The sequence below is a fragment of the Paenarthrobacter aurescens genome (assembly GCF_041549525.1).
In the GTDB taxonomy this organism is placed as follows: Bacteria; Actinomycetota; Actinomycetes; order Actinomycetales; family Micrococcaceae; genus Arthrobacter; species Arthrobacter aurescens.
This window is the reverse complement of the sequence record NZ_CP157456.1, coordinates 3787399-3811113: the sequence shown is the minus strand read 5'-3', so window position 1 is coordinate 3811113 and position 23715 is coordinate 3787399. Positions and strand designations below refer to the sequence as shown.

The following is a 23715-nucleotide window of genomic DNA, read 5'->3' as shown; positions in this document are numbered from 1 at the left end:
GAGCGAGTCCTAGCTTAGCGCAGTTCAAGGACTCCTCATGACCGGCGCACCGCGTGCCGCCATGGGCCTTATTTGAACAGCTTCATGCCGTTCCAACCGTTGCCCACCTGGCGCTGGGCACCCCAGGCCCCGGCTCCCAGGCCGTAATCCACGAGGTACCCGTCCACCGTGTGGGCAGTGATGCTGCGCGTTCCCGGCCCGGACAATCCGAAGCTGGGAACCAACGCCTTCATGGTCCCCCAACCGGAACCCACAGTGAGCGGCAGGCCTGCAAAACCGCCATTGCCATTTCCGGGGTAGCTCAGCAAGTGCCCGGACGTTGTGGTGGCCAGGATGTCGTTGGCGCCATCAGCGTTCCAATCCGCCATGGTCAGGCCCATCCCAGCCCAGCCGCTTCCAATGTCCACGCGGTAGATCAACGACCTGCCCATGGTGTTGGGGTAGTAGCGCAGCCCGCCATCCGGGAAATAGCCAACCACCCCTGGGAAGCGCTCCGCGGCGGACCATTTGCCCACGGTGATGGTCATCTTGTCCCAGTCACCCGTTCCCACCACGATCTGAGTGGAGAAAGCTCCGCCAGGCCAGCCCGTGAACAAGCCCAACGTGCCGTTGTCCCATTGAGCCAGGATGTCGTAGACGCCATCAGAATCCCAGTCCACTACGAAGGCCTGCTTCAAGCCATGCCAATTGGAGCCGATCACCGTGGGAACGCCATAGCCGCCACCACCGTGTGCAGGGTAGCGAAGGAGCCTGCCGGAAGAGTCAGCAGCCACCAGGTCCGCGCCGGACGTGATGCTGGCATAAACGCTGGGGTTGCCAGCAAAGTACTGCTCCATGGTGGGGAAGCCCCGGCGTTTCATATCGGTGGCAAGATCCACGCCGACATAACGCAGGTGCCAGGGCTCGTAGCTGTAGCCGGTGATGTTCGTGTAGCCGTTGGGGTAGCGGACAATGAAGCCGTATTTATGCGCGTTGGCGGCAACCCAGATGCCGGCAGGCGTATCCCCGAAACAGGTGCTGAGCCCGCACGAACCGTTGGCATTGCCCACATCCACGGCCAATCCGGTCTGATGTTCGCTGTGGCCCGGGCGCGCCGATATGAGGTCCGCCTGGGCTTGGCCGTAAATGCTGACGTAATAGGAATAAACCTGCTGCTGCTGGGCGTAGGAACGGTAGCCGCTCACCACCGCCAGCCCGCCCGTGCCGGCATCAGCCGCACCCTGGAACAGGCCGTTCAACCAGGCCGCAGCCTCGGCCCGAAGGTACTGCCCGGAACCGCGGGCGTTGACAAGATCGCCTGGCGCGTAGCTCACGGGATTCAGGGGCCGGGACTTGTTGACCAGGACAGAGAAATTCGCGGGGTCGCCCACAGGATCGACGCTCGGCAGCGGATTCGCGGCGGTGGGGACAGCGGTATGAACTGCTGCCGTCGTTGAGGAAGCCTGAGCCGCCGTGGCAGGGAGCTGAGCCGCCTTAGCAGGAGCCCCGGCCATAACGCCGCCAGCCACCGCCAAACTGAAGATCGCAGCGCAAACTGCACGTCGCCGTCGTGCGTTCCTCACGGAACCCCACATGTCTTTTTCTCGCATAACGCCCCCAATTTGCTCGTAGCCAGCCGCAGGCACTCTACCCGGCTGGCGGTCGCATGTCAGCAGTGACTCGAAAAAATGGCAGATAACCATTCGGTCAAGGCTCGGCCGTCATATGTGGCGGGCGGCTCGCCGCTGACTATTCTGAAGGTGTTAGCTGCAGCGTATGGGGAACCGGGCTACGAACAATCGACCGTACGCCGAAAGAGGTTCCCATGGCATTCGCAGCCAACGAAGTGGTGATCAGCAGGGACGCCATGACCGTTTACGGATTCCTCATGGACGGAATGAACAACCCGCTGTGGCGGACAGGTGTGCGCAGCATCGCGCTCCGCTCCGGTGTTCGCGGCCAAAAAGGTGCCCTCTACCAGCAAACGGTCACCGGCCCCGGCGGCCGCCCCGTCGCTGCTGACTTCAGGATCACCGACGCCCGTCCCGGAGCCGAAGTCCGCTACGCCGTGGTGACTGGACCGGCACGGCCCACCGGGGGCTTCTACCTCAGCACCGAAGGCAACACCACCCGCCTCCGGTTCGCCCTTGAGTACCACCCAAAGGGTCTGCGGAAGCTCATGAACGGCGTCATCCAGAAAGCGCTGGAAGGCGAAGTAGCGCAGCTGGAACAGCTCAAAGTGGCCATCGAAGCCCACTCCGAAGGCTAGTCACCGCCGTTTGCTGGTCGCCGCTGTTGGGCGTACGACGCCGACACTCAGGTCAGGCGGCGCGCTTAGCTTCCTACTGGGCGAACTTCAGCCCACCCCAGCCGTTGCCAATGGTCACCGGCGTGGTGAGCCGACCGGTATTGAGATCCCAATACTCAACAAAACCGCTGCGGTTCAGTCCCGCGATGCCAGTGGAATCGGCGCCCGTCACTCCACGCAGCGCGCGCAACCCCGTGTAGTCCGTCCACTCCGCGCCCACTACCGGACGGGATTCCTGCTTGGGCGTGCCCAAACCGCTGCCCCTGTACAGGCGGAGGGTTCCGTTGGCCTCCGTGGTGAGCAGGTCCTGGAAGCCATCGGCGTTGTAATCCACCATGCTGATCCTGATCGCAGGGAAACCCGGGCCGATCGCTGCCTGCGAACGAATGTAGGCAGGGCCTGCGTTCTTGTACAGGTACAGGTTTCCGCCCGCGTCCATGGCAACTATTTGCGGAAGACGGTTATTGGCGCACCACGTGCCCACGGCAATGTTCAGCGTCCCCCAACCCTGCCCCAGTGCCACTGGATCCTTAAAGCCCCCACCCTGAAGACCGGGATACAACAAGAGGGCACCGTCCAGCCTTTGGGAGATCAGATCAAACACCCCGTCCCGGTCCCAGTCCGTGACGAAAAGATCCTTCAAACCGGTGAACCCGAGCCCGATTCTCTTGCCGCCTCCGTACCGGCCGCCACCCCATGAGGGGTACGCCACCACGGAACCGTCGCCGGCGATCGAGACGAGATCTGCTGCGCTGCTGATCGACGCCGCGCTCAGGTTGAGGGTGGGCGGTTGGTGCTTGCTGCCTGGCTCGCAGACTGCCACAGGGTCCGTTGGCGGTGGAACCGTTCCTCCGGGGCTGGTGGTGGTCCCCGCGGGCAGGGACGTGTAGCCGAAGAAATTCACCACACCCCAGAGAGTGAAGCGATTGGGAGTGGTCTGCCAGTTACCGTCCGTGTACGTAATACCGATCCCCATGACGTTGAACCGGGGATCACGCAAAAGCGCGTCATGGCCAGGTGAGCCCTTCCACCACTCCACAAGCTGCGCCGCGTCCCGGTCCCAACGCACGGCAATGACCTCACCCGCGCCGTTGTTCGGATTGAGCGCCCGGGGATCTGTCCAGAAATTGGCGCGGTGCTGGATCACCTCACGGGTTGCGATGTTGTTGGACCAGTCCTGGGCCAGGCTAGCCACCGTTGCGTGGTACTTCACCGGCGCCAGGCCAAGGGATGCGCGGTAGCTGTTGATGGCGTTGAACACTGTCAGGATCGCTGCCGTATTGCTGTCGGGGAGGAGAGCCAGCGCGCCGTTGTCCGGGTTGATGTCGCCGCTGGGGGTCTTTCCGGGGAACGGCGTGGCGGGTGCTGGGTCTGAGGCCGTTGGGGGTGGTGGGGATGTGACGGGTTCAGATGGCGCCGGTTCGCTTGCTGCGGGTTCGGATGGTGCGGGTTGGGATGGTGCCGGTTGGGTTGCTGCGGGTTCGCTTGGTGCCGGAGACGAAGGCATGGTGGGCTCTGCCGGTTCGGTGGAGGAGCCTGTGTTGTCCTGGGAGTCCGACGGGTCCGGTCCTGCGGCCGGGGCGCTCGGCGGAGCTTCGCTCGGTACCGAGCCGGCGGTGGTTTGTGGATTTGGTTCGGTTGCGGGTGGTCCGCTGGCACCTGGGTCTGAGGGATTATCCGGACCCCATGATGGACCAATGCTGGGCAGGGGCGGAGGAGTTTCAAAGACGGGATCCACTGCGACAGGTCCGCCGTTTGAGCCCTCGCTCGTTGAGGCATCCGGTGTGGGTTCCGAAGTCCCCGAATCCGGTGCAGGCTCAAAGGTGGGCTGGGACGCCGTGCCGGCTGCGGGGAGCGGAGCGGAAGGTGCCGGCTCCGCCGTCGAGGTTTCCGTCGGTGCCGTGAGCGCTGACGGGGCGTTGGCCGACGGGGTGGCAGTGGGGCCGGGAATGGTCTGTGTTGAGGGAAGAATCTGGCTGGAAGCCGCCACCCCCAACGCCAGGGTGCAAGCCAGCACAATGGCAGCAGGCGCAGCCAGTTTTCTCACAATTACCCCGCGAATGCTCGTTGCCCCCAAGTACGGGCGCGGTTCTACATGTCCGGGAACTATAGTCCCATGGGGCGGCATGGACAATGCATGGGGTATTTTTGATGCTGTGCTGATCTCTGACCGCGATATTCGTGCCGAAATAGACTCCCAACGGATTGTTCTTGAACCGTACGACCCCGCGATGGTTCAGCCGTCTTCCGTGGACGTGCGGATTGACCGGTTTTTCCGGCTCTTCGACAACCATAAATACGCCCACATTGACCCCGCCGAGGAACAGCCTGAGCTGACCCGTCTGGTGGAAGTTGAGGGTGACGAGCCGTTCATTCTGCATCCCGGGGAATTCGTGCTCGGCTCCACCTACGAGACTGTGAGCCTGGCAGACGACATCGCTGCACGCCTTGAGGGGAAGTCATCCTTGGGCCGTCTCGGGCTGCTGACTCACTCTACGGCCGGCTTCATTGACCCCGGATTCTCGGGCCACGTGACCCTGGAGCTTTCCAACGTGGCCACGTTGCCCATCAAGCTGTGGCCCGGAATGAAGATCGGCCAGCTGTGCTTCTTCCGCCTGACGTCCTCGGCGGAGCATCCCTACGGTTCGGGCGAATACGGCAACCGCTACCAAGGCCAGCGTGGACCCACCGCGAGCCGCAGCCACCAGAATTTCCACCGGACGTCCATCTAGCCTCTTCCCCGGTGGCGCCGAGGGGTTAGCTCTCGGCGCTTCGGGGGTGTCTTAGGGCTGAGATCCCGCCCCTCGATTTGAGTCTGCCGTAACTCACCTGTGTGCTTGTTGCCGAGGTGTTAGTTCTCGGGGCTTTGGGGGTGTCTTAGGGCTGAGATCCCGCCCCTCGATTGGCCCGAATCGTCCCCACTACTCCTCCACACTGTGGGTAACCTCTGGGGGCGTCCCCATCCATGCCAACAATGGCTGATGAGGATTCCTTCACCGCTTCCGATCGAGCTCCAGGGCCGTTCGTTCTCGCTTGCAGAGCAACGAGCCGCAGGTCTGCCCGACCACAGGGCATGGAACAGCGACCTTCACGTTGCCAGCAGAGGGATCCGGGTACCGTGGGGCCGCGAACAGGACCCTGCGCACACGGCCCGGCTCCTCGCGCAGGTGAGCGAAGGAACTGTTTGCTGCCGTGAAACAGCCGCGATGCTATGGGGATGTCCCTTGCCTCGGGACGCGCAACAGGATTTTTTAGTACATCTGACCCGTACGGACGGAACGTTTCGACCCCAGCGCCGGGGAGTCCGCGGGCACCGGATGATCCTGACATCGGCTGACATCGGCTCCGTTAACGGCATTCCAGTCACCAGCGCCGCGCGGACTTGGCTCGATCTTGCTGCAGTGCTGCCGTTCGAGGATTTGGTCGCCGCAGCCGACCATTTCATCTGTAGCCAGACCAGGAGCTTCGGACACAACCGGATTCCCCTCTGCTCGCTGGAGGATTTGAGGAGCCAAGTTGAAAGGCATGTGGGCACACGAGGTATTCGGAAGGCACGCGAAGCATTGGAACTGGCCCGGGTAGGGGCAGATTCGGTACCTGAGACCAAGGTGCGTCTCGCGATGGGCCGGGCTCTCCTGCCCGAGCCAATCCTGAGCTACGTGGTGTGCGACTTATCCGGCCGCGAGCTGGTGTGGCCCGACCTCGCCTTCCCGGCGTTCAAAGTCGTGATCAATTACGACGGCGGCCATCACCTCAGCGCAGCGCAGAAAGAATCCGACATACGACGGGAGGCTCTGCTCGCGGCGAACGGCTGGATCTCCATCGTCATCACGGCGGAGCAGGTCCGGGAGCGAGGCTACGACGGAGTTGTCCGCCGCATCAAGGAAGCCCTTATCCGTGGTGGGTGGGCATCGAGGGGTTAGCTCTCGGCGCTTTGGGGGTGTCCTAGGGCTGAGATCCCGCCCTCGATTGGCCCGGATCGTGTTTGCTACGCGGGTGCACGCTCTTGGGTGCGCGGTGGGGATCCCGGCGCCTTTCGGATGGCCTTGACCACCGGCTCCACAAAGCGGGCCGCAAGCGGACCCAGGATAGCCATGATGAGCACGTAGGCGGTAGCGAGTGCCGCGAGTTCGTCGGGCACTGCGCCCGAAGCAACGGCCAGCCCCGCAATGACTATGGAGAATTCACCACGGGCGATCAAGGCCGCTCCTGCGCGGAAGCGGCCCGGCACAGCGATACCTGCACGCTTGGCGGCCCAAATTCCGGTGAGCATTTTGGTTGCTGCGGTGATGACGGCCAGCACCAGCGCCCAACCGAGGACGGGCGGAATGGACGTTGGGTCCGTGTTGAGCCCGAACGCCACGAAGAAGATGGCAGCAAAGAGATCCCGCAAGGGCTCGAGGATCCTGGTGGCGTTGTGGGCCGTTGCCCCGGAGATGGCGATTCCCAGCATGAACGCACCCACTGCGGCGGATACCTGCAGGGCAGACGCTATGCCGGCCACCAGAAGTGCCAGGCCGAGCACATTGAGGAGGAAAACTTCCGAGTTCTCACTATGGACTGCTTGGGAGACCCTGTGCCCGTGCTTGAGCGCGATGACCAGCACCACAGTGACCACGGCCAGTGCAATTCCCACAGTCTGCAGTCCGCCCAGGAAACCCACGCCGGCAAGGATGGCCGTGAGGATGGGAAGGTAGATGGCCATTGCGAGGTCTTCGAAGACCAGGATGGAAAGGACCACGGGAGTTTCGCGGTTACCGATCCGGCCGAGGTCGGTGATCACTTTGGCGGCGATGCCGGATGACGAAATGTAGGTGACGCCGCCCATCACTATTGCGCCCACAAGCCCCCAGCCCAGGAGCACGGCTAAACCGGCACCCGGGAGGAAGTTGAGGACGAAATCCATGACGCCGGCCTGCCAGGATCGGCGCAGGCCGGTGACGAGCTCTGAGGCCGTATATTCCAGTCCGAGCATCAACAACAGGAGGATCACACCGATCTCTCCTGAGAGATGGGCGAACTCGTGCATGCCATCGAGCTTGACGAACCCGCCGGCTCCGAAGGCCAAACCCCCCACCAAGTAGAGAGGGATGGGGGACATGCCTATTCGGCCCGCTAATCGAGCGAGGAGACCGAGGCAGAAGACGACGGCCCCCAGTTCAACGAGGGCTAATGCGAGCGGATCCATTCCGGTCAGCCGTTGCGGAGGATGTCGGCTGCCGAGTCAAGACCTTCCTGTGTGCCGACCGCTACGAGCAAATCACCGGTGTGAAGTACGACGTCGGGTGCCGGCGACGGAACCACCTCACCTTCGCGCATGATCGCCACGATGGACACGCCGCTGCGGGTTCGGATCTGCGCCTTACCCATGGGTTGGTTCACAAAGGGTGATTCAGGGGTGATGGAGAACTGGCGGGTGACGATGCCCGGGATCTCACGGTGTTCCTCGGCCAGGCGCATGGCAATGTGTTGGCCGCCGAGGAGGTTCCCCAATGTGGATGCTTCATCGGCTGTCAACGGGATGGAGGCCTGGCAGGTGTCGGGATCGTCCCAGGTGGAGACAAAAAGTTCCGTCTCGCCCTCACGAAGTTCCACCACACCGATGCGACGGCCCGAGGCCGTGACGAAATCCTTGCGGATCCCGAGGCCCGGGAGTTCAGTCTCATCCACGTTCATAGCTCCACCCTAACTCTGTTGTTCAGGTCCGGTATGGCGTTCATGCTCAACCAGTCCTATGTAGTTAACGCTGCGGGACCACGGCTATTTCCACCTTGGCCGGTGGTTTTACGGGAAGTATCACCAGGAGGCCTGCAAGGAGCACCACCATGATTCCCAGGATGCCCCATCGTTGAGCTTCACCTTCTGCAACCAATGGCGAGGCGATGGTGATGCACAAAGTGAAAAGCGTGGGTGCGAGGAAGCTGACTGCCCGGCCCGTGGTTGCGTAGAGCCCGAAGAGTTCACCGGATTCCCCGGCGGGGGCAAGCCTTGCCAGATAGGCCCGGGAGGAGGACTGTGCTGGTCCAACGAACAAGCAGAGCAACAGGCCGAAGACCCAGAAGGTTGAGGTTCCGGGCCAGGCATTTCCGAATATGACGTAGTCACCGTTACCGAGGACCAGGATTGCGGTGCCTGCGATCAAAAGGCCTATCAAGGAAATGATGATGACGGCTTTGGGCCCGATTCTGTCGTCGAGGAAGCCGCCGATGATGGCCCCCACGGCCGCTACTACGTTGCCGAAGATCGCAAAGAAGATGACGTCCTTGAGTTCGAAGCCGAAGGTGCCGGCGGCGATGACACCGCCGAAGGTAAACACGGCCGCCAGGCCGTCGCGGAAGATAGCGCTGGACAGCAGGAAGTAGATGGTGTGGGGGCTGGTTTTGTAGATCGCCCTGATGCGGCGGAACAGCAACCTGTAGGAGGCTGCAAAACCCAAGGATGCGGTGTCTTTTTTCACGGACACTTCCGGCACGGCGAACATGACGGGTAGGGCGAAGATGAAGAACCATAGTGCTGAGAAAACGGCAACGAGCCGGATATTCAGCGAGTCCTGCGTGGACGACCCGAACCAGTCAAAGGAGGGCTGAACAAATAATTGCAGGACCAGGAGAAGCGCCACGATTCCTCCGAGGTACCCCATGGCCCATCCGAAGCCGCTGACCCTGCCGATGTTTTTGGGGGTGGAGATCTGGGCGAGCATGGCGTTGTAGTTCACGCCGGCGAATTCGAAGAAGATGTTGCCCAGGGCGATCAGGCAAACTCCGAGGAGCAGAAACTCAGGTTGCGGGAAAACAAAGAAGCATAGAGCGGTGAGGACAGCGGTGGCAGCGGTGTTGACGCCAAGCCACAGCTTGCGGCGCCCTCCGGCGTCTGACCGCTGGCCGGTGACCGGGGCAAGCAAGGCAATGGCGAGACCTGCAATGGCCAAAGCGGCCCCGAGGGCTGCCGAGGCGGCGTCCTCTCCACCGAAGGCGTTGGACGTCAAATAGACGGTGAAAACGAAGGTGGTCATCACCGCTTGGAAGGCAGCCGAGCCCCAGTCCCAGGAAGCCCAAGCCAGTATCTGCGCCTTCTTGGAGGCAACGGGTCCTGAGGCAAGCTCGGACGTCGGGTGGGAGGCTTCGGGAACTGCGGCCGCGTTCATAACTTGAATGCTATAGCGGCGCGGATATCGGTGGGCACATGACAGCCCCGTATGTGGACAACGTGGCTTTAAGCCGTGCGCGCACTCGGGTTCCCATGCCTAAAACTGTCCGAACCCATTGATAAACTAGGTAAACCGAACCCAACGTATGACCGCCTGCTCCAACTTTTGACAACATGTTCCTGACTTTGCGGAGATAAACAGTGATCACAGTTCTCGCCATCACCTTTGTTGCGGCAACTGTGGCGCCCTTGATCTTCAGCAAACTCGGAAGAAACGCGTTCTACGCCCTCGCCGCGGTTCCCGCAGGCGCTTTCATATGGCTGGTCCTTCAGTATGACGCCGTATATTCCGGTGGAGGCATAGAAGAAACTCTCCCTTGGATCCCCACCCTAAAGCTCGAACTCGCCTTCCGGATGGATCCATTGGCTTGGATCATGTCACTTCTGATCCTTGGCGTTGGGTCCCTGGTCCTGGTTTATTGTGCCCGTTACTTCAAGAACAAAGACTCAGGCCTTGGCGGTTTCGGAGCCCAACTCCTGGCCTTTGCCGGAGCCATGTTCGGTTTGGTGACTTCCGACGACCTCCTGATGCTGTTCATCTTCTGGGAGCTCACCACCATCCTGTTCTATCTGTTGATCGGCTATGCGCGCACCCGGTTGGCTGCCCGCCGTTCGGCGCTCCAAGCGCTCATGGTCACCACCGCTGGTGGTTTGGCCATGCTCGTAGGCCTCATCATCCTGGGTCAGGCTGCAGGAACGTACCGGATTTCGGCAATCCTGGATCAAGCCGGGACGCTCATGAGCGGACCTATGCAAGGCGCGGTGGCCGCCGCCGTCGTACTTGTCCTTTCCGGTGCGGTGACCAAGTCGGCGCTTGTTCCGTTCCACTTCTGGCTCCCGGGCGCCATGGCCGCTCCCACGCCCGTCAGCGCTTACTTGCATGCAGCGGCGATGGTAAAGGCCGGCATCTACATCGTTGCGCGCCTGGCTCCGGGTTTTTCGACGTCCGAATTCTGGCTGCCGGTGGTTCTCGGGCTGGGCCTGGCCACCATGCTGGTTGGTGGCTACCGGGCGCTTCGCCAAACCGACATCAAGCTCATCCTCGCTTATGGCACCGTCAGCCAACTCGGTTTCCTCACCATGGTGGTGGGGCTGGGTAAGCCGGACGCTGCCTTGGCCGGGCTGGGCCTGCTGCTCGCCCACGGCTTGTTCAAGGCGGCACTGTTCCTGGTGGTGGGGATCATCGACCACCAATCCGGTACACGCGACATCCGCAAGCTGTCCGGAGTCTTCCGTTCATCCCGGGCCCTCGGAGTGGTGGCCGGTATTGCCGCAGCGTCCATGGCAGGCGTGCCGCCACTGGCAGGATTTGTGGCCAAGGAGTCGGTCTTCGAAGCTTTTGTCCACTACGGCACCGGCGATCACGCTCCGGCCTGGGGCATCTGGATCCTGATCGGGCTTGTCATCGGTTCCATCCTCACTTTCGCCTACAGCGCTCGCTTCATGTGGGGCGCGTTTGCCGTGAAGCCGGGCGTGGAACCCACACCTTTCAAACCCATCAAGCCTGCCTTCCTTGCCGCCCCGGCCATCCTGAGCCTGCTGACCATCGCCTACGGCGTATGGCCGGTTCCCGTCGACACCTGGATCCAGCCTTACGCGGCGCTGTTCGCTGACGGCCCGGACGCCGTCGACGCCGGACACCTGGCTTTGTGGCACGGCATCACCCCTGCGCTGGGGCTGACAGCAATAACTTTTGCGGCCGGCGCTGCGATGTTCTATGGACGCAACCTCGTCTCCCGGGCCCAAAGCTTGGTCCCTGACTGGGTGGACGGCGACCGCGCCTACCAGAACACCATCGGCGCCTTGGACGATGTAGCGGTTTGGGTCACGGGCCGCACCCAGCGTGGTTCGCTGTACTTCTACCTGGCAGTCATTCTGACGGTCGCGTTCGCTGTGCCGGCGACCGCCTTGATCATGGCCAACAAGCCACTGCCGGACGGTATCTACGTCATTGACCCGAACTCCCCGTTGCAGTTGGTGGCTGGAGCCGGAATCGTGGTGGGTGCCTTGGCCGCAGTCCGTGCCAACAAGCGTTTCCTCGCCGTTCTGATGGTGTCCGTCACCGGCTATGGCATTGCCCTGATGTTCGCTCTGCAGGGTGCGCCGGATCTTGCCCTCACCCAGATGCTGGTGGAAACCATTGTGCTGGTGGCGTTTGTGCTGGCCATGCGCAGTCTGCCCGCAGAGCTCAGGGACAGGACCGGAGGTCGGCTCAGGGTGATCCGGGTGATCATCGGGGCGGCGTTCGGTATCACCATGATCTTTGTGGCGATCTACGCCATGGGCGCACGCGTAGCCACTCCCATTTCCCTTGATTTCCCCCGCTTGGCCTATGAAGGCGGCGGTGGTCTGAACGTGGTCAACGTGACCCTCGTGGATATCCGCGCCTGGGATACCTTTGGCGAGATTTCCGTGCTGGCCATTGCGGCCACGGGTGTCGCCAGCTTGATATTCGTCCGCAGCCGCGGCGATCGCATCAAGACTTCGGAGGCTGTGCCGGAAGGCAGCGTGGGGCGCCGCACCGGCGTCGACCGCGATTCGCACGACGGCGCCACGCTGGCTGTTGCCAAAAAGTTCACTGACGTCACCCGTGACGCGTGGCTGGTGGCCGGACGAACACTCGCGCCCGAGCGCCGCTCCATCATTTTCGAAGTGGTGACCAGGCTGATCTTCCACTCGATGATCGTCTTCTCCATCTACCTCCTCCTGGCCGGCCATAACCTGCCAGGTGGGGGATTCGCAGGAGGCCTCACTGCCGGCCTGGCCCTTACCATTCGCTATCTTGCCGGAGGCCGCTTCGAGTTGAGCGAGGCAGCCACCATCAGTGCGGGCACGCTGCTGGGGACCGGGCTTGCAACGGCGGCGGCGTCAGGAGTGGTTCCGCTCTTCCTTGGCGGTCAGGTATTCCAAAGCGCGATCATCGAGTTCTGGCTGCCCGTCTTTGGCGACGTCAAGTTTGTCACGTCCACCATTTTCGACATCGGTGTGTACATCGTGGTGGTGGGGTTGGCGCTGGACGTCCTCCGCAGTCTCGGTGCCGAAATTGACGAGCACTTTGAAGGTAAGGGCGCCCCGCTTGCGGAGGAAGATGCCGCCGAGCATCCGGAACTTGCCCACGAAGCCGCCGAGTCCGCTGCGCTCGGGAAGGGTAACTCATGAGCATCAACCTGACCTTGTTGATCGTCATGGGCGTCCTGTACGCCTGCGGCATCTACCTGATCCTTGAACGCAGCTTGACGCGTGTGTTGTTGGGTTTGATGTTGCTGGCCAACGCCACCAACATCTTGATCCTGAGCACCGGAGGTTATGCCGGCCTGGCACCGCTGTTCAGCAAGGAAACGGACCCGGAGACCTACAACGATCCCCTGCCCCAGGCGCTGATCCTGACGTCGATCGTCATTTCCTTCGCGGTGACGGCCTTCATGCTGGGGATCATCTACCGCACGTGGGTCCTGGCCCGCCAGGACGAGATCCAGGATGACCTCGAAGACGTACGCGTGGCCAAGACCCCGAGCTTCGATGCCGAAGACGACGCCATTGTTCCGCTGGAAACCTCGGAATTCGCAGTCACCCCGGCAAGCCCGGCGGATCGCGATAAACCCGATGCCACAGAGACCCCCAACACGGCACCAACCCGGGAAGGAGGCAGCGCGTGAACCTCGCAAACCTGTCGCCGCTAGCTGTCCTCCTGCCAATCCTGGGCGCTGCCCTGGCGTTCCTGCTGATCCGCCACCACAGCGCCCAACGGGTGGTCAGCATTGTCATTCTCAGTGCAACCCTCCTGCTCGAATGCCTGCTCCTGGTCTCCGTTTGGGACGGAGGGACCACCTCGGTCACTTTGGGCGGCTGGTTGCCGCCGTGGGGTGTGGTCCTTGTGGTGGACCAGTTCTCCTCGCTCATGCTGGTGGTCTCCACCGTGGTGAGCCTTGCGGTGTTGATCTACGCAACCGGGCAGGGTATGGCCGACGGCGACCAGGAAGCCCCTGTCTCGATCTTCCACCCCACCTACCTGATCCTGGTCGCGGGTGTCTCCAACGCGTTCTTGACCGGCGACCTTTTCAACCTCTACGTCGGTTTCGAAATCCTGCTGACCGCGAGCTACGTGTTGATGACGCTCGGCGGAACGGGGCCACGGATCCGTGCCGGAGTCACCTACGTGGTGGTTTCCGTGGTCTCCTCAGTGCTGTTCCTCATAGCGATTGCCATGATCTACGGGGCCACCGGAACCATCACCATGGCGGACCTGGCCATCAAGTTGGCTGAACTGGATCAAGGCACCCAGAACCTTCTGCACGTGATGCTGTTGGTAGCGTTCGGGATCAAGGCCGCCGTGTTCCCCTTGTCCTTCTGGCTTCCGGACTCGTATCCCACCGCCCCCGCTCCAGTGACCGCCGTGTTCGCCGGCTTGCTGACCAAAGTGGGCGTCTACGCCCTGGTCCGCACAGAAACGCTCCTCTTCCCGGGGGACACTCTCAACGTCCCGCTGATGGTGGTGGCGCTACTGACCATGATTGTGGGAATTCTGGGCGCCTTGGCCCAGAGCGACATCAAACGTCTCCTGTCCTTTACCTTGGTAAGCCACATCGGCTACATGGTGTTTGGACTGGCCATGAGCTCCGTAGCTGGTCTGGGCGCCGCAGTCTTCTACGTTGCCCACCACATCACCGTCCAAACCAGCCTGTTCCTGGTTACCGGCCTCATAGAGCGGCGTGGTGGAAGCTCCTCCATTGACCGTTTGGGCGGTTTGGCCAAGCTCTCGCCGTTGCTGGCATTGCTGTTCTTTGTTCCCGCGATGAACCTGGCGGGCATTCCACCGTTCTCCGGTTTCCTTGGCAAACTTGGGCTGCTGCAAGCAGGTGTGGAGCTGGGCACTCCGCTGGCAATAACACTTGTTGTAGGTGGCGTTGTGACCAGCCTGCTGACCCTGCTGGCTATCGCCCGGGTTTGGAACAGGGCCTTCTGGCGCAAGCCCGAAGACGCCGAGTATCCGGACCCCGTACTGAAAACTCCCGGGAACGTAGGAGTACTTCCCCGGACCATGGTCGGATCCACGGCTGGACTGGTGGTGTTCGGCGTTGCACTGACGGTGTTCGCTGGCCCACTGTTCAAGGTTGCTGACGGCTCGGCCGAAATCATGTTGGACCGTTCCGCTTTCATTCACTCGGTCCTGGGAGATTCCGTTGTTGTGCCGCCAGTGGCACAGCCCGAGGAGAAACAACAGGATCAACCTGCAACGGAAGATGCGCGGACCGGTGATGCCAAATGAGCCGTAAACCGATCTCATTCCGCACCGAACTGCCGCTGCTCATTTGGTTGGTCATTGTGTGGGGTGCGCTGTGGCGGGACTTCAGCCCGGGCAACCTCCTGTTCGGTGCCCTGATTGCCGTCTTGGTGGCTAAGTTCTTCTACCTTCCGCCCGTAGAGCTCAGCGGCAGGTTCAACGTCCTGCGCGCCATACCCTTCGCGCTGATGTTCCTGGCCAAAGTAGTGGCAGCGAGCTTCCTGGTGCTGTACCTGGCTGTAGCCAAGGGCCCCAAGGTTCGCAGCGCCGTCGTCGCCGTTCCGTTGCGGAGTCATTCCGATCTCATGGTCACCGCTACCGGCCACGTGATCTCGCTGATCCCGGGGTCCTTGGTGGTGGAGGTGGACCGCTCCACGTCCACGTTGTACCTGCACGCCCTGAACATTTACGAAGAGGCGGATATTGACAAGATCCGTCAGGAAACCCAAGCCATTGAAGCAGGACTGATCCGCATTATGGGCACGCGTGAAGAAGTCGAGGCTCTCAAAGCTGAGCAACGGCCCGGGCTGGAAGGGGCAGCGCTGTGAAAGAAGTAATCCTGGTGGTTACCGCCGTGATCCTCAGCCTCGCCGCCGCGGGTGCGATCATCCGAATCGCCATCGGTCCGTCGCTCCTTGACCGCGTTCTGGCATCGGATGTCTTGCTGGCAATCCTCGGTGCTGCTCTGGCAATCGACATGGCCATGAACAAGCACCTTAACAACCTGATGCTGCTGGTAGCGCTGGCCGTCATCGGGTTTATCGGCTCGGTGACGGTTGCCCGATTCGTGGCCGAGCGGAGGGAACAGAGCAATGAGTCCTGAAGCCACCGGCCTTGACGCCGTGATCGATGTTGTCACCGCTGTGTTCCTCATAGTGGGAGCCCTGATGTCCCTTGGCGCCGCCATCGGACTGCTGAGATTCCCGGACCTCATGAGCCGCATGCACGCAGCCACTAAACCGCAGGTCCTGGGGCTGTTCCTCATGCTGGCTGCAATCGGACTCCAGATGCGGACCTGGTGGGTGTGGCCGGTTCTGCTGGTGGCGTGGATTTTCCAGCTCCTCACGGCCCCCGTGTCCGCCCACATGGTGGGCCGCTCTGCATACAGAACCAAGCATGGTCACCGCGAAAAGCTCACCAAGGATGAACTGGAGGCCGTGGTCCAAAGGGCTGCTGCCGGCCAGGAACCCGGGAACAGCAACTAACTGACGAGTCAACACAGCGACGAGGTCACCCGGGAGGATGACCTCGTCGCTGTTGTCTTAAGTAGGCCTAGACGATGTCGTGGCTTTTGGCGAAGCGCGCGATGGCACGTTGCGTGCCCCGGCTCGCCAGAACCTGGATGAGCGTGCTGACGAAGGCGGAGATCAACGCAAAGGTCAAGGCCGAACGCAGGCTGGCCTCCATGTCGTCATTACCCAGGGGTGGCTTGTTGCCGGTGGCCTTTTCCCAGCCTTTGTTCACGAGTTTGGTGCCCACGAAGCCTGCTCCGAGGCTCACTCCGGCACCGATCAGCTTGAAGAAGAGGTTCATGCCCCCAGCCTAGCCGTCTGCGGCCCCTCCCAAGTGTCAGCGGCGGTTTTCCCGTTCCTTGAGGAAAGCGGCCATTGAACCAACCGGAGCCAGTACCGGAACAACCTGGTGATCGGCAGACCACACTTGGTCCACTGTTCGGAACCCGGCGATTTCCTTGAGCAGGTAATACGTGGGTGGCATCAGCTTCAGGGTGCCGGCCGCTTCCGCTGCAAGAATTTCCGCCACAGGCATCCACAGTGATTGCCAGGCCTCGGTGGTTTGATGCTGGGGTTCGGCACCGGGGGAGGGCTTGGCAACGTAAAAGTAGGTGTCGAATCGCTTGGGCATGTCTGTGGGGGTGATCCAGTTGGCCCACGGGCGGAGCTGCTCCGCCTTGATGTTCAGGCCGGCCTCCTCCTGAACCTCGCGTATTGCTGCAGTGAGTACTGTCCCGGCGTTTCTGGTTGCTTCGGCCGGCTCCGCGCTGATGGAGCTCTGGTTCCAGTCGGCTGCGTGACGTTGGAGCAGTTCCTCGGAGTAATCCCACCCGGAAGCATCGGCGGGATCCACACGTCCGCCGGGGAAGACCACCATGCCGGCAGCGAAATCCATGGTGCTGACCCTGTGCTGGACGAAGGCTTCGAGCCCGCCCGTCGCATCACGGAGCAGGATGACGCTCGCGGCCAAACGCGGTTGGGGCGCAGTGCCGTCAGTAGTGGGAAGGTCGGTCATGAAATGTGCCCCTTTGCCGCGGTGAAGTCTGCTGGTTCATTCTCTCAGGTCCCGTTGTGGGGCCTGGTGTGCGTGTCAGGACGCGGGGATAGGGCGCAGAGTGGGCCTCGCAACGCACCTCGTGCTCGTTGTGGGGCCTGGTGTGCGTGCCAAAACGTAGGGGAAGGGCGCAGAGTGGGCCTCGCAACGCACCGCGTCCTCGTTGTGGGGCCTGGTGTGCGTGCCAAAACGTGGGTTTGGGGCGCAGAGTGGGCCTCGCAACGCACCCCGTTCTCGTTGTGGGGCCTGGTGTGCGTGCCAAAACGTGGGTTTGGGGCGCAGAGTGGGCCTCGCAACGCACCCCGCAGCCGTTGTGGGGCCTGGTGTGCGTGCCAAAACGTAGGGGAAGGGCGCAGAGTGGGCCTCGCAACGCACCCCGCAGCCCCCGGCACGTCCGATTGTGACCGGCCCCCGGCAATCAATCAGCACCCGCAACACCCGCAGGTGTAAACTGAACCAGCCCATCAGGGCAGATTTGATAACGACAGGGGAGCGCCGCCGTCGGACTCTGCAGAGATGCAGAAGACGCGAGGGCGCTGAGAGTGCGGACAGCCGCAGACCCTCGAACCTGATCCGGTTAGTACCGGCGCAAGGGAGTCGAGCTTCTCAGAGTGTCCGGATCCGGACGGCGAAGGCCAACGGGTTCCGGGGAGCACTTTCCCCTCCTGTAACCTCAGGAGGCAGAAAAATGACCACGGTAAACGTGAAGAAGGCCAGTTATAACTGGCGTGTTGTAGACATTGTTGTGGCGGCCTTGATCGCCATTGCGGGCGGCGTGATTTTCTGGGCATGGTCCCAGGGCGCGGCCTTGGTTTCCATCCCCATGAACGCGACGTATCCGCCGCTCACCGGCCTGATCGCCGGCGGCTGGATGATCCCCGCTGTTCTTGGAATGCTCATCATCCGCAAGCCGGGCGCGGCCTTGTTCTGCGAAGCTGTGGCAGCCACGGGCGAACTCATCATGGGCTCGCAATACGGCACCACGGTTCTCATTTCCGGCGTTCTGCAGGGCCTGGGCGCCGAGCTGATCTTCGCCGCTTTCCGGTACAGGAAGTTCAACCTGCCCACAGCGCTCCTCGCGGGCGCCGGCGCAGGCCTCTTCTGCGGTTTGAACGATTCCTTCCTGCCGTGGGGCTGGAACATCGCCTACGAAGCCGTGGACAAGTTGGCGTACATCACCTTCACCACGATTTCCGGTGCGATCATCGCCGGCGCGCTCTCCTGGGTTGCGACCCGAGGCCTTGCCAAGACCGGCGTGCTGAGCTCCTTTGCCTCACGTAAGGCCGCTTCGGAGCCCGTTTTCAGCTGATGTCCGCCACGCATAGCGGCACGGTGCGGCCTGCTGCCATCACAGCTGAGGGCTGGGGGTGGCGGCATGCCGGCCGGGCCCAGGCTGCCGTTCAGGGCCTCGATCTCCGGATTGAACCGGGGGAACGTGTGCTGCTCCTGGGTCCTTCCGGTGCCGGCAAATCCACGCTCCTGCATGCCCTCGCGGGTGTGCTGGGGGACGAGGAAGACGACTCGGATGAGACCGGCTCCCTGCTGATCGACGGCGTTGCTCCCCGTGAGCAGCGAGGCCGCGCCGGGCTGATGCAGCAGGACCCGGAAACGCAGGTGGTCCTGTCCAGGGTGGGGGACGATGTTGCCTTTGGCGCAGAAAACCTTGCCGTCCCGCGGGAGGAGATCTGGGAGCGCGTCCATGAAGCGCTCGACGACGTAGGGTTGCGTACCGCTGCAGGCGGCGGTTTGGCGTTGGATCACCCGACGGCGGCACTCTCCGGTGGCCAGAAGCAGCGCCTTGCGCTGGCAGGTATTTTGGCGATGCGACCCGGGCTGATCCTGCTGGACGAACCAACGGCCAACCTGGATCCGGCCGGGGTATTGGAGGTCCGCGACGCCGTTGGCAGGTGTCTGGATAAGACCGGCGCCACACTGGTTGTGGTGGAACACCGCGTGTCCGTGTGGAAGGACCTGGTGGACAGGATCGTGGTCCTGCAGCCAGGCTCCGCAAATGCGGCGGGAACGGGCAGCGTGGCAAACGGCGGTGTCCTCTTGGACGGGCCGCCGGATCAAGTTCTATCAGAAGCCCGCACCATGCTGATCTCTGCTGGCGTCTGGGTGCCGGGGTACGTCCCGGCAACCCGGCAACGCCGGAATGAACCCCCTTCCGCCCAGCTCCTCCTCGCGGCACAGGACCTGGCGGTTTCCCGGGAAAAGCCACGACGCAAAGGCTTCAAGACCGTCCCGCCGGTGCCGGTTCAAACGGGCATCACGGCACAGGTCAGGGCTGGCCAGGCGTTGACCATCACGGGGCCGAACGGTGCCGGCAAGTCCACTTTCGCGCTCACGTTGGCCGGCCTTCTGGCACCGGTGGACGGCAAGGTCAGTGCCGCCGTCGAGCTTTCCGAGGGCGCCGGTATTGACCCGTACAAATGGAAAGCCGAGCAGCTTATCTCCCGAATCGGCACGGTGTTTCAGGAACCTGAGCACCAGTTTGTTACAGGGAACGTCATGGATGAGCTCATGTTCGGTCCCAAGCATCTGGGCCATGGCGAGGACCGTGTGGACGAACTGCTGGAGCGCCTGCGGCTGACACATCTGGTGGATGCCAACCCGTACACCTTGTCCGGTGGTGAGAAGCGGCGGCTTTCGGTGGCCACGGTCCTCGCGGCCCATCCGAAAGTGCTTGTCCTGGACGAGCCCACGTTCGGTCAGGATGCCAATACCTGGGCAGAGTTGGCGTCGTTCCTTTCAGAGTTGCTGGACGCCGGAACCGCGGTGGTATCGGTGACCCACGACCAGGAGTTCAGTGCTGTTCTGGGTGGAACCGAGTTGCAGATGGGCCCGGTCCAACAGGGTGAAGCAACGCATCAGGAAGCGGGTGCAGCATGAGGGACGCTGTGAATCTGCGCGGAAACCATGCACTCCTGACCAAGGCCAATCCGTTGGCCAAGTTCGTGTCAGTCTTCCTGATTTCCCTGGTGCTGGCCTTATCCATCGACTGGGTATCGGCTTCCACGGCGCTCCTTGCCGAACTTGCGATCTTTCCGTTGGCAGGGCTCACCCTGAGGCTCTTGTGGCAGCGCGCGTGGCCTCTGATCATCGCGGCAGCCATTGGCGGCTGGAGCACCGCAATAGTTGCGGCGGACAGCGGGGCTGTAGTGCTCGACGTCGGACTCTGGTCCATCAGCGAAGGTTCCCTTGAGCTGGGGCTGGGTTTCATGCTGCGCGGCTTGGCGATCGCCCTGCCCGCGATTCTGCTCATGACCTGCACGGATCCCACCGACTTGGCTGATGCTTTGGCACAGAAGGCAAAGCTGCCGCATCGCTTTGTGCTGGGCTCCCTCGCTGCGATGAGGCTGGTGGGGCTCATGGCTGAGGAATGGCAGACAATCGGCATGGCCCGACGCGCCCGTGGGGTGGGTTCCCGGGGAACCCCGTTCCAACGGATCAAAGCAACCCTCGGCCAGAGCTTCGGTCTCCTGGTTCAGGCGGTTAGGAGGGCTTCCCGGCTGGCAGTGACCATGGAAGCGCGCGGTTTCGGCGGCGGACAAAGGACTTGGGCCCGTGAATCCACGTACTCAATGCTGGATGCGTGGGTGCTCCTGGGCGGAGCGGTCATCGCAGCGGGCGCAGTGCTGACGGCCGTAGGGGCGGGAACCTGGAGCTTCGTCTGGCGCTAAGGCTTCATGCAGCGCGGTGTGCCCCGGCGCCAGCGTGCCGCCGGCCGATTGGGGGTGCCGGCGGCATGCTATGCCTGGCTACTGTGCTTGCTGCTGTTGAATCTCGTCAAAGCCCGCACGCGTGAGGAACCCCAACTGGGCTTCCTTCTCCGCGAGCTGAATGATGGGGCCCAACTCAAAGCAGGTGGCTTCCAGGCGCCGGAGAGCTTTGGCGTTGCGGGAATCCGGCTCCACCACAATCCGATCCTTGCCGGGCAGGGAGAACATGTATTTGATCAGGGATGTGCCCAGCCGCGGAGTGAAATGCGGAATGGGCCGGGTGGCGGGGGCCAGGAGCAGGTGCATGCCGATATCTGCTTCGCGGGCGGGGTAGGCCTCGCCCACAGGATCGTGCAAGGGCTCGTAGGTCTGGAACAGAGCCAGCGGTTCTCCATCAAGGACGGCCAGGAACGCGTGGTGGGTGTCCAACGAGTCAAGGAACTCGTAGATTTCCTGCACGTGTTCCCGGGTGTGTTCGGTCATGCCCCAGAACTTGGCCCGGGGCTGGGTAACCCATTGGTAGATGAGCTCAATGTCCTCGCCGGGGACCAGCGGAACAAGCCGCAGGGCGCCCCATCCTTCGAGGTCTTCGGAGTAGACGGTGGTGCGGACGGAGAAGTCCTGGGTGGTGGTGGTCATGGCTTCCTTCGGGGCTGATGCGGGCTGATCGGGGCTGATGCGGGCTGTGCGGAGTATTGCGGGTTCGCTGGGGGTCGGGGTGGATCAGGGAATGTCTTTGGTCAGTTCGGGCCAGTCAGTGACTACCGGGGCGAGTTGCCCTGCAGTCCAGAGCGCGAGCTGATCGGAGAAGTGCTGGTGACCCGGCGCACCGGAAGCGCCGAAAGGCACAATCCAACGGCTGTTGCGCCGATCGGACAGGTCCCAGACGTACCGGGCTACGGGGCCGCGGAAGCTTCGGTCATCAACACCGGGGAGGCTCTCAGTGCATAGAACGCAGCCGGTGTCGCCACTGAGTTCAGCACTGGGCGCAGCTGATGCGAGCGGCCCGGGAAGCACATGTACGGGCAGGAGCTTGTGCCGCTCACCCCACAGGGCTCCGTTGAGCAGCACCTCCTCCAGCGCAACCACCTCGAGCGCAGCCGCAGCTTCCACGTCAATGGTGATTCCAAGTTCGGCGCCGCGAACCAGCAGGGTCTCCACAGCGAAACCGATGCGGGATGCCACGGACAACCATGGCCCGAACAACGGCGAGTAGCCGGTGGGTTCAGTCAGGGGAGCCAGCGCGGAGTGCCGGGCCAGGCGCTGGACCACGGCACCACGCCAAGCTGCAAAGACCGCCGCTGGGTGGCTGTCGGCGTCCATCCGGCCGTCCCAGGAGAGCAACACAGACCGCAGGCCCTTCGCTTCCCCGGACAGGTCCCCAGTGTCCATGGCCAGGAGAACTGACCGGAACAGAGGCCACGGACCCAGCAAAGTATCGGTGTGGATAGCCTGCATGGTGTCCACGGACAAGGGGCCCGGAGCCGTCTCCAGCAACTCCCTGATGCGCAGCGCGCGGTGTGGAGGGGCAAACTCCATGGCCACAGCGTCACCGCCCCCTGCCTGTCGATCGTTAGCGCTCACTGCCAACGTCCGGACTTCGGCGCGGGGCAGGATCACATACTGGCCCTCCCAGTCGTGGCGGGCGGAGAAAGCCGGAGCGGGCAAGCGCCTGTTGGCCGGATTCCGCTGCGGAACCAGTCCGGCAACAAAATGCCGGACAGACCCGCCCGCGTCCGCGGCCACCACACTGTTGACCGGCTCCACCCACGCATCGAACGCAGCCTCAACCTCGGAGACGCTCCGGCTGCGCAACAGCGGCAGGAGGGCCTCGAAACCCAGCCGCCCCTCAACCCTGGCCGGGAAACGCAAACTCAGGGCGCCGCCGTCGGGCGTTTCAGAGATGACCGGGCCGCGGGCGGTTTCAAGAATCTCAACGGAGACATCCGCGCCGCCGCGGACCGTTATGGTCTCGGAACTGACAGCGACGGGTTCCCAGGTTTCGGCTCCCCGTGCCTCGATGCGCTCGCCTGAGGTGTCGGTGATCCGGCGCAGCTCCTCGATGAAGAGGTCCTGGTAGTCGGCCATGGCGTTGGTGATGGCCCAAGCGGTGTTGCCGGTCTGGGCGAAATGGGGCAGGCCGGGAACTCCGGGGAACGCGAAACCGATGGCGTCGAACTCGGGGCAGGCCAAACGTATTTGCTGGTAGACGCCGGGCAGTTCCATGAGCCGGTGGGGGTCGCCGGCTATCAATGGCAGGCCGCTGGCAGTGGTGGAGCCGTGGGCGGCCCACGCGTTACTGCCCGACCAAACGGGGGCTTCAATACTGAACAGGCTCACGGCGTCCTCGCCAAGGGTCCGTGCCACGTGTGCCCTGAAGAGTTTGTTGGGGAACGTGGAGAACAGGATGTGGTGGACCAGGAAAACACCCAGCGGGGTCCACGGATTCCACGGCTCGGGTTCGCAGCCGGATTCGCTGAACTCCGGGCCGCCGCGGAGCCCGTCTTCCAGCGCCTGGTTGACGCCCGCCACGTATTGGGCACACCAGTGCTGAGTGCCGGCGTCGAGGTTTTCAAAGCAGCGACGCGCAGTGTCATCCAGCCGTGCTTGGCGGGCGAAGCGGTCCCAGGGAACGGCGTCGGGCCCCAGCACTTCGGCTGTGCGGCCTTCAGATCGCCAGCGCTCCAACTCGATCTGCCAGGAGCGGTCCGCCGCGGCATTCATACCTTGCAGAAAGGCGAGTTCGTCGGTTGAATCAGCCCACAATTGCGGGATTCCCCACTGATCCCGGTAGGTTCCGGGGCCGCCTGCCGGGGCGGGTTGCTGCGTTGGGGCAGGCGTCATAATCTCAGGCCGCTTTCAAGCTTAGGTTAGGCTTACTTAAGCTCAAGATAAATGGCTTTGGCCCCGTTCACAAATCGTGGACATTCGTG

At 62.7% G+C, this 23715-nt stretch carries 21 protein-coding genes and 1 riboswitch; of the genes, 12 read left to right on the top strand and 9 right to left on the bottom strand.

Going from position 1 to position 23715, the window contains the following annotated elements; genetic code table 11:
• Positions 1-68 precede the first annotated feature (68 nt).
• Positions 69-1508, bottom strand: a complete 1440-nt coding sequence (locus ABI796_RS17690) for a D-alanyl-D-alanine carboxypeptidase family protein (protein ID WP_246095851.1) — start codon at positions 1506-1508, stop codon at positions 69-71.
• A gap of 296 nt (positions 1509-1804) precedes the next feature.
• On the opposite strand from ABI796_RS17690, the gene ABI796_RS17685 reads away from it, so the two are divergent.
• Positions 1805-2248, top strand: a complete 444-nt coding sequence (locus ABI796_RS17685; protein ID WP_141284970.1) for an SRPBCC family protein — start codon at positions 1805-1807, stop codon at positions 2246-2248.
• A 73-nt stretch (positions 2249-2321) separates the two neighbouring features.
• Here ABI796_RS17685 and ABI796_RS17680 read toward each other — a convergent pair whose 3' ends face one another.
• Entirely contained in the window at positions 2322-4334 is a 2013-nt protein-coding gene (locus ABI796_RS17680) for a CAP domain-containing protein (protein ID WP_246095852.1), read from the bottom strand.
• A 109-nt stretch (positions 4335-4443) separates the two neighbouring features.
• Here ABI796_RS17680 and dcd point away from each other — a divergent pair, with 109 nt between their 5' ends.
• Both dcd and ABI796_RS17670 read left to right on the top strand, forming a co-directional pair.
• Positions 4444-5019 carry a dCTP deaminase gene (gene dcd / locus ABI796_RS17675; protein ID WP_011776299.1) on the top strand — a complete coding sequence of 192 codons (576 nt, stop codon included), beginning with the start codon at positions 4444-4446 and terminating at the stop codon, positions 5017-5019.
• Positions 5020-5604: 585 nt separating this feature from the next.
• Positions 5605-6210, top strand: a complete 606-nt coding sequence (locus ABI796_RS17670) for an endonuclease domain-containing protein (RefSeq protein ID WP_246095853.1) — start codon at positions 5605-5607, stop codon at positions 6208-6210.
• A gap of 65 nt (positions 6211-6275) precedes the next feature.
• On the opposite strand, the gene ABI796_RS17665 is transcribed toward ABI796_RS17670, so the two are convergent.
• The 3 genes from ABI796_RS17665 to ABI796_RS17655 all read right to left on the bottom strand — a co-directional run bounded on the left by ABI796_RS17665 (position 6276) and on the right by ABI796_RS17655 (position 9431).
• Positions 6276-7475, bottom strand: a complete 1200-nt coding sequence (locus ABI796_RS17665) for a cation:proton antiporter (protein WP_141284974.1) — start codon at positions 7473-7475, stop codon at positions 6276-6278.
• A gap of 5 nt (positions 7476-7480) precedes the next feature.
• Positions 7481-7963, bottom strand: a complete 483-nt coding sequence (locus ABI796_RS17660) for a cation:proton antiporter regulatory subunit (protein ID WP_141284976.1) — start codon at positions 7961-7963, stop codon at positions 7481-7483.
• A 64-nt stretch (positions 7964-8027) separates the two neighbouring features.
• Positions 8028-9431, bottom strand: a complete 1404-nt coding sequence (locus tag ABI796_RS17655; RefSeq protein ID WP_141284978.1) for an MFS transporter — start codon at positions 9429-9431, stop codon at positions 8028-8030.
• A gap of 203 nt (positions 9432-9634) precedes the next feature.
• Between ABI796_RS17655 and ABI796_RS17650 the strand changes: the two genes are divergently transcribed.
• From ABI796_RS17650 to mnhG, 6 genes are read left to right on the top strand one after another with little or no spacing between them, the layout of a single operon-like run.
• Positions 9635-12652, top strand: coding sequence for a Na+/H+ antiporter subunit A (locus tag ABI796_RS17650; RefSeq protein ID WP_141284980.1), 3018 nt, complete (start codon positions 9635-9637; stop codon positions 12650-12652).
• Positions 12649-13149, top strand: coding sequence for a Na(+)/H(+) antiporter subunit C (locus tag ABI796_RS17645; protein ID WP_141284982.1), 501 nt, complete (start codon positions 12649-12651; stop codon positions 13147-13149). Before ABI796_RS17650 ends, ABI796_RS17645 begins: the two co-directional genes overlap by 4 nt.
• On the top strand, positions 13146-14759 hold the full coding sequence (locus ABI796_RS17640) for a Na+/H+ antiporter subunit D (protein ID WP_141284984.1): 1614 nt from the start codon (positions 13146-13148) through the stop codon (positions 14757-14759). The genes ABI796_RS17645 and ABI796_RS17640 overlap by 4 nt, the downstream gene beginning before the upstream one ends.
• Positions 14756-15322, top strand: coding sequence for a Na+/H+ antiporter subunit E (locus ABI796_RS17635; protein WP_141284986.1), 567 nt, complete (start codon positions 14756-14758; stop codon positions 15320-15322). Before ABI796_RS17640 ends, ABI796_RS17635 begins: the two co-directional genes overlap by 4 nt.
• Positions 15319-15597, top strand: coding sequence for a monovalent cation/H+ antiporter complex subunit F (locus ABI796_RS17630; protein ID WP_141284988.1), 279 nt, complete (start codon positions 15319-15321; stop codon positions 15595-15597). The genes ABI796_RS17635 and ABI796_RS17630 overlap by 4 nt, the downstream gene beginning before the upstream one ends.
• Positions 15587-15979 (top strand): monovalent cation/H(+) antiporter subunit G, encoded by a 393-nt coding sequence (mnhG, locus tag ABI796_RS17625; RefSeq protein WP_141284990.1) that lies wholly within the window; start codon positions 15587-15589, stop codon positions 15977-15979. Before ABI796_RS17630 ends, mnhG begins: the two co-directional genes overlap by 11 nt.
• A gap of 67 nt (positions 15980-16046) precedes the next feature.
• Here the strand turns inward: mnhG and ABI796_RS17620 are convergent, their stop codons facing one another.
• Positions 16047-16307, bottom strand: a complete 261-nt coding sequence (locus tag ABI796_RS17620; protein ID WP_141284992.1) for a DUF4235 domain-containing protein — start codon at positions 16305-16307, stop codon at positions 16047-16049.
• 36 nt (positions 16308-16343) lie between these two features.
• Positions 16344-17021 carry an NUDIX hydrolase gene (locus ABI796_RS17615; RefSeq protein WP_141284994.1) on the bottom strand — a complete coding sequence of 226 codons (678 nt, stop codon included), beginning with the start codon at positions 17019-17021 and terminating at the stop codon, positions 16344-16346.
• Positions 17022-17536: 515 nt separating this feature from the next.
• Positions 17537-17673, top strand: a riboswitch (TPP riboswitch).
• A gap of 75 nt (positions 17674-17748) precedes the next feature.
• Between ABI796_RS17615 and ABI796_RS17610 the strand changes: the two genes are divergently transcribed.
• Genes ABI796_RS17610 through ABI796_RS17600 form a run of 3 tightly spaced genes read left to right on the top strand, consistent with a single transcriptional unit; the run spans position 17749 to position 20743 of the window.
• The gene (locus ABI796_RS17610) at positions 17749-18369 is read left to right on the top strand and encodes an ECF transporter S component (protein WP_141280490.1); all 621 of its coding nucleotides are present in this window, start codon (positions 17749-17751) and stop codon (positions 18367-18369) included.
• Entirely contained in the window at positions 18369-19952 is a 1584-nt protein-coding gene (locus ABI796_RS17605; RefSeq protein WP_141280492.1) for an ABC transporter ATP-binding protein, read from the top strand. Before ABI796_RS17610 ends, ABI796_RS17605 begins: the two co-directional genes overlap by 1 nt.
• The gene (locus ABI796_RS17600) at positions 19949-20743 is read left to right on the top strand and encodes an energy-coupling factor transporter transmembrane protein EcfT (RefSeq protein ID WP_141280493.1); all 795 of its coding nucleotides are present in this window, start codon (positions 19949-19951) and stop codon (positions 20741-20743) included. Before ABI796_RS17605 ends, ABI796_RS17600 begins: the two co-directional genes overlap by 4 nt.
• A gap of 78 nt (positions 20744-20821) precedes the next feature.
• Here ABI796_RS17600 and ABI796_RS17595 read toward each other — a convergent pair whose 3' ends face one another.
• Both ABI796_RS17595 and ABI796_RS17590 read right to left on the bottom strand, forming a co-directional pair.
• Entirely contained in the window at positions 20822-21421 is a 600-nt protein-coding gene (locus ABI796_RS17595) for a GNAT family N-acetyltransferase (RefSeq protein ID WP_141280495.1), read from the bottom strand.
• Positions 21422-21505: 84 nt separating this feature from the next.
• Positions 21506-23626 carry a penicillin acylase family protein gene (locus ABI796_RS17590; RefSeq protein ID WP_141280497.1) on the bottom strand — a complete coding sequence of 707 codons (2121 nt, stop codon included), beginning with the start codon at positions 23624-23626 and terminating at the stop codon, positions 21506-21508.
• Between the last annotated feature and the right edge of the window lie 89 nt (positions 23627-23715).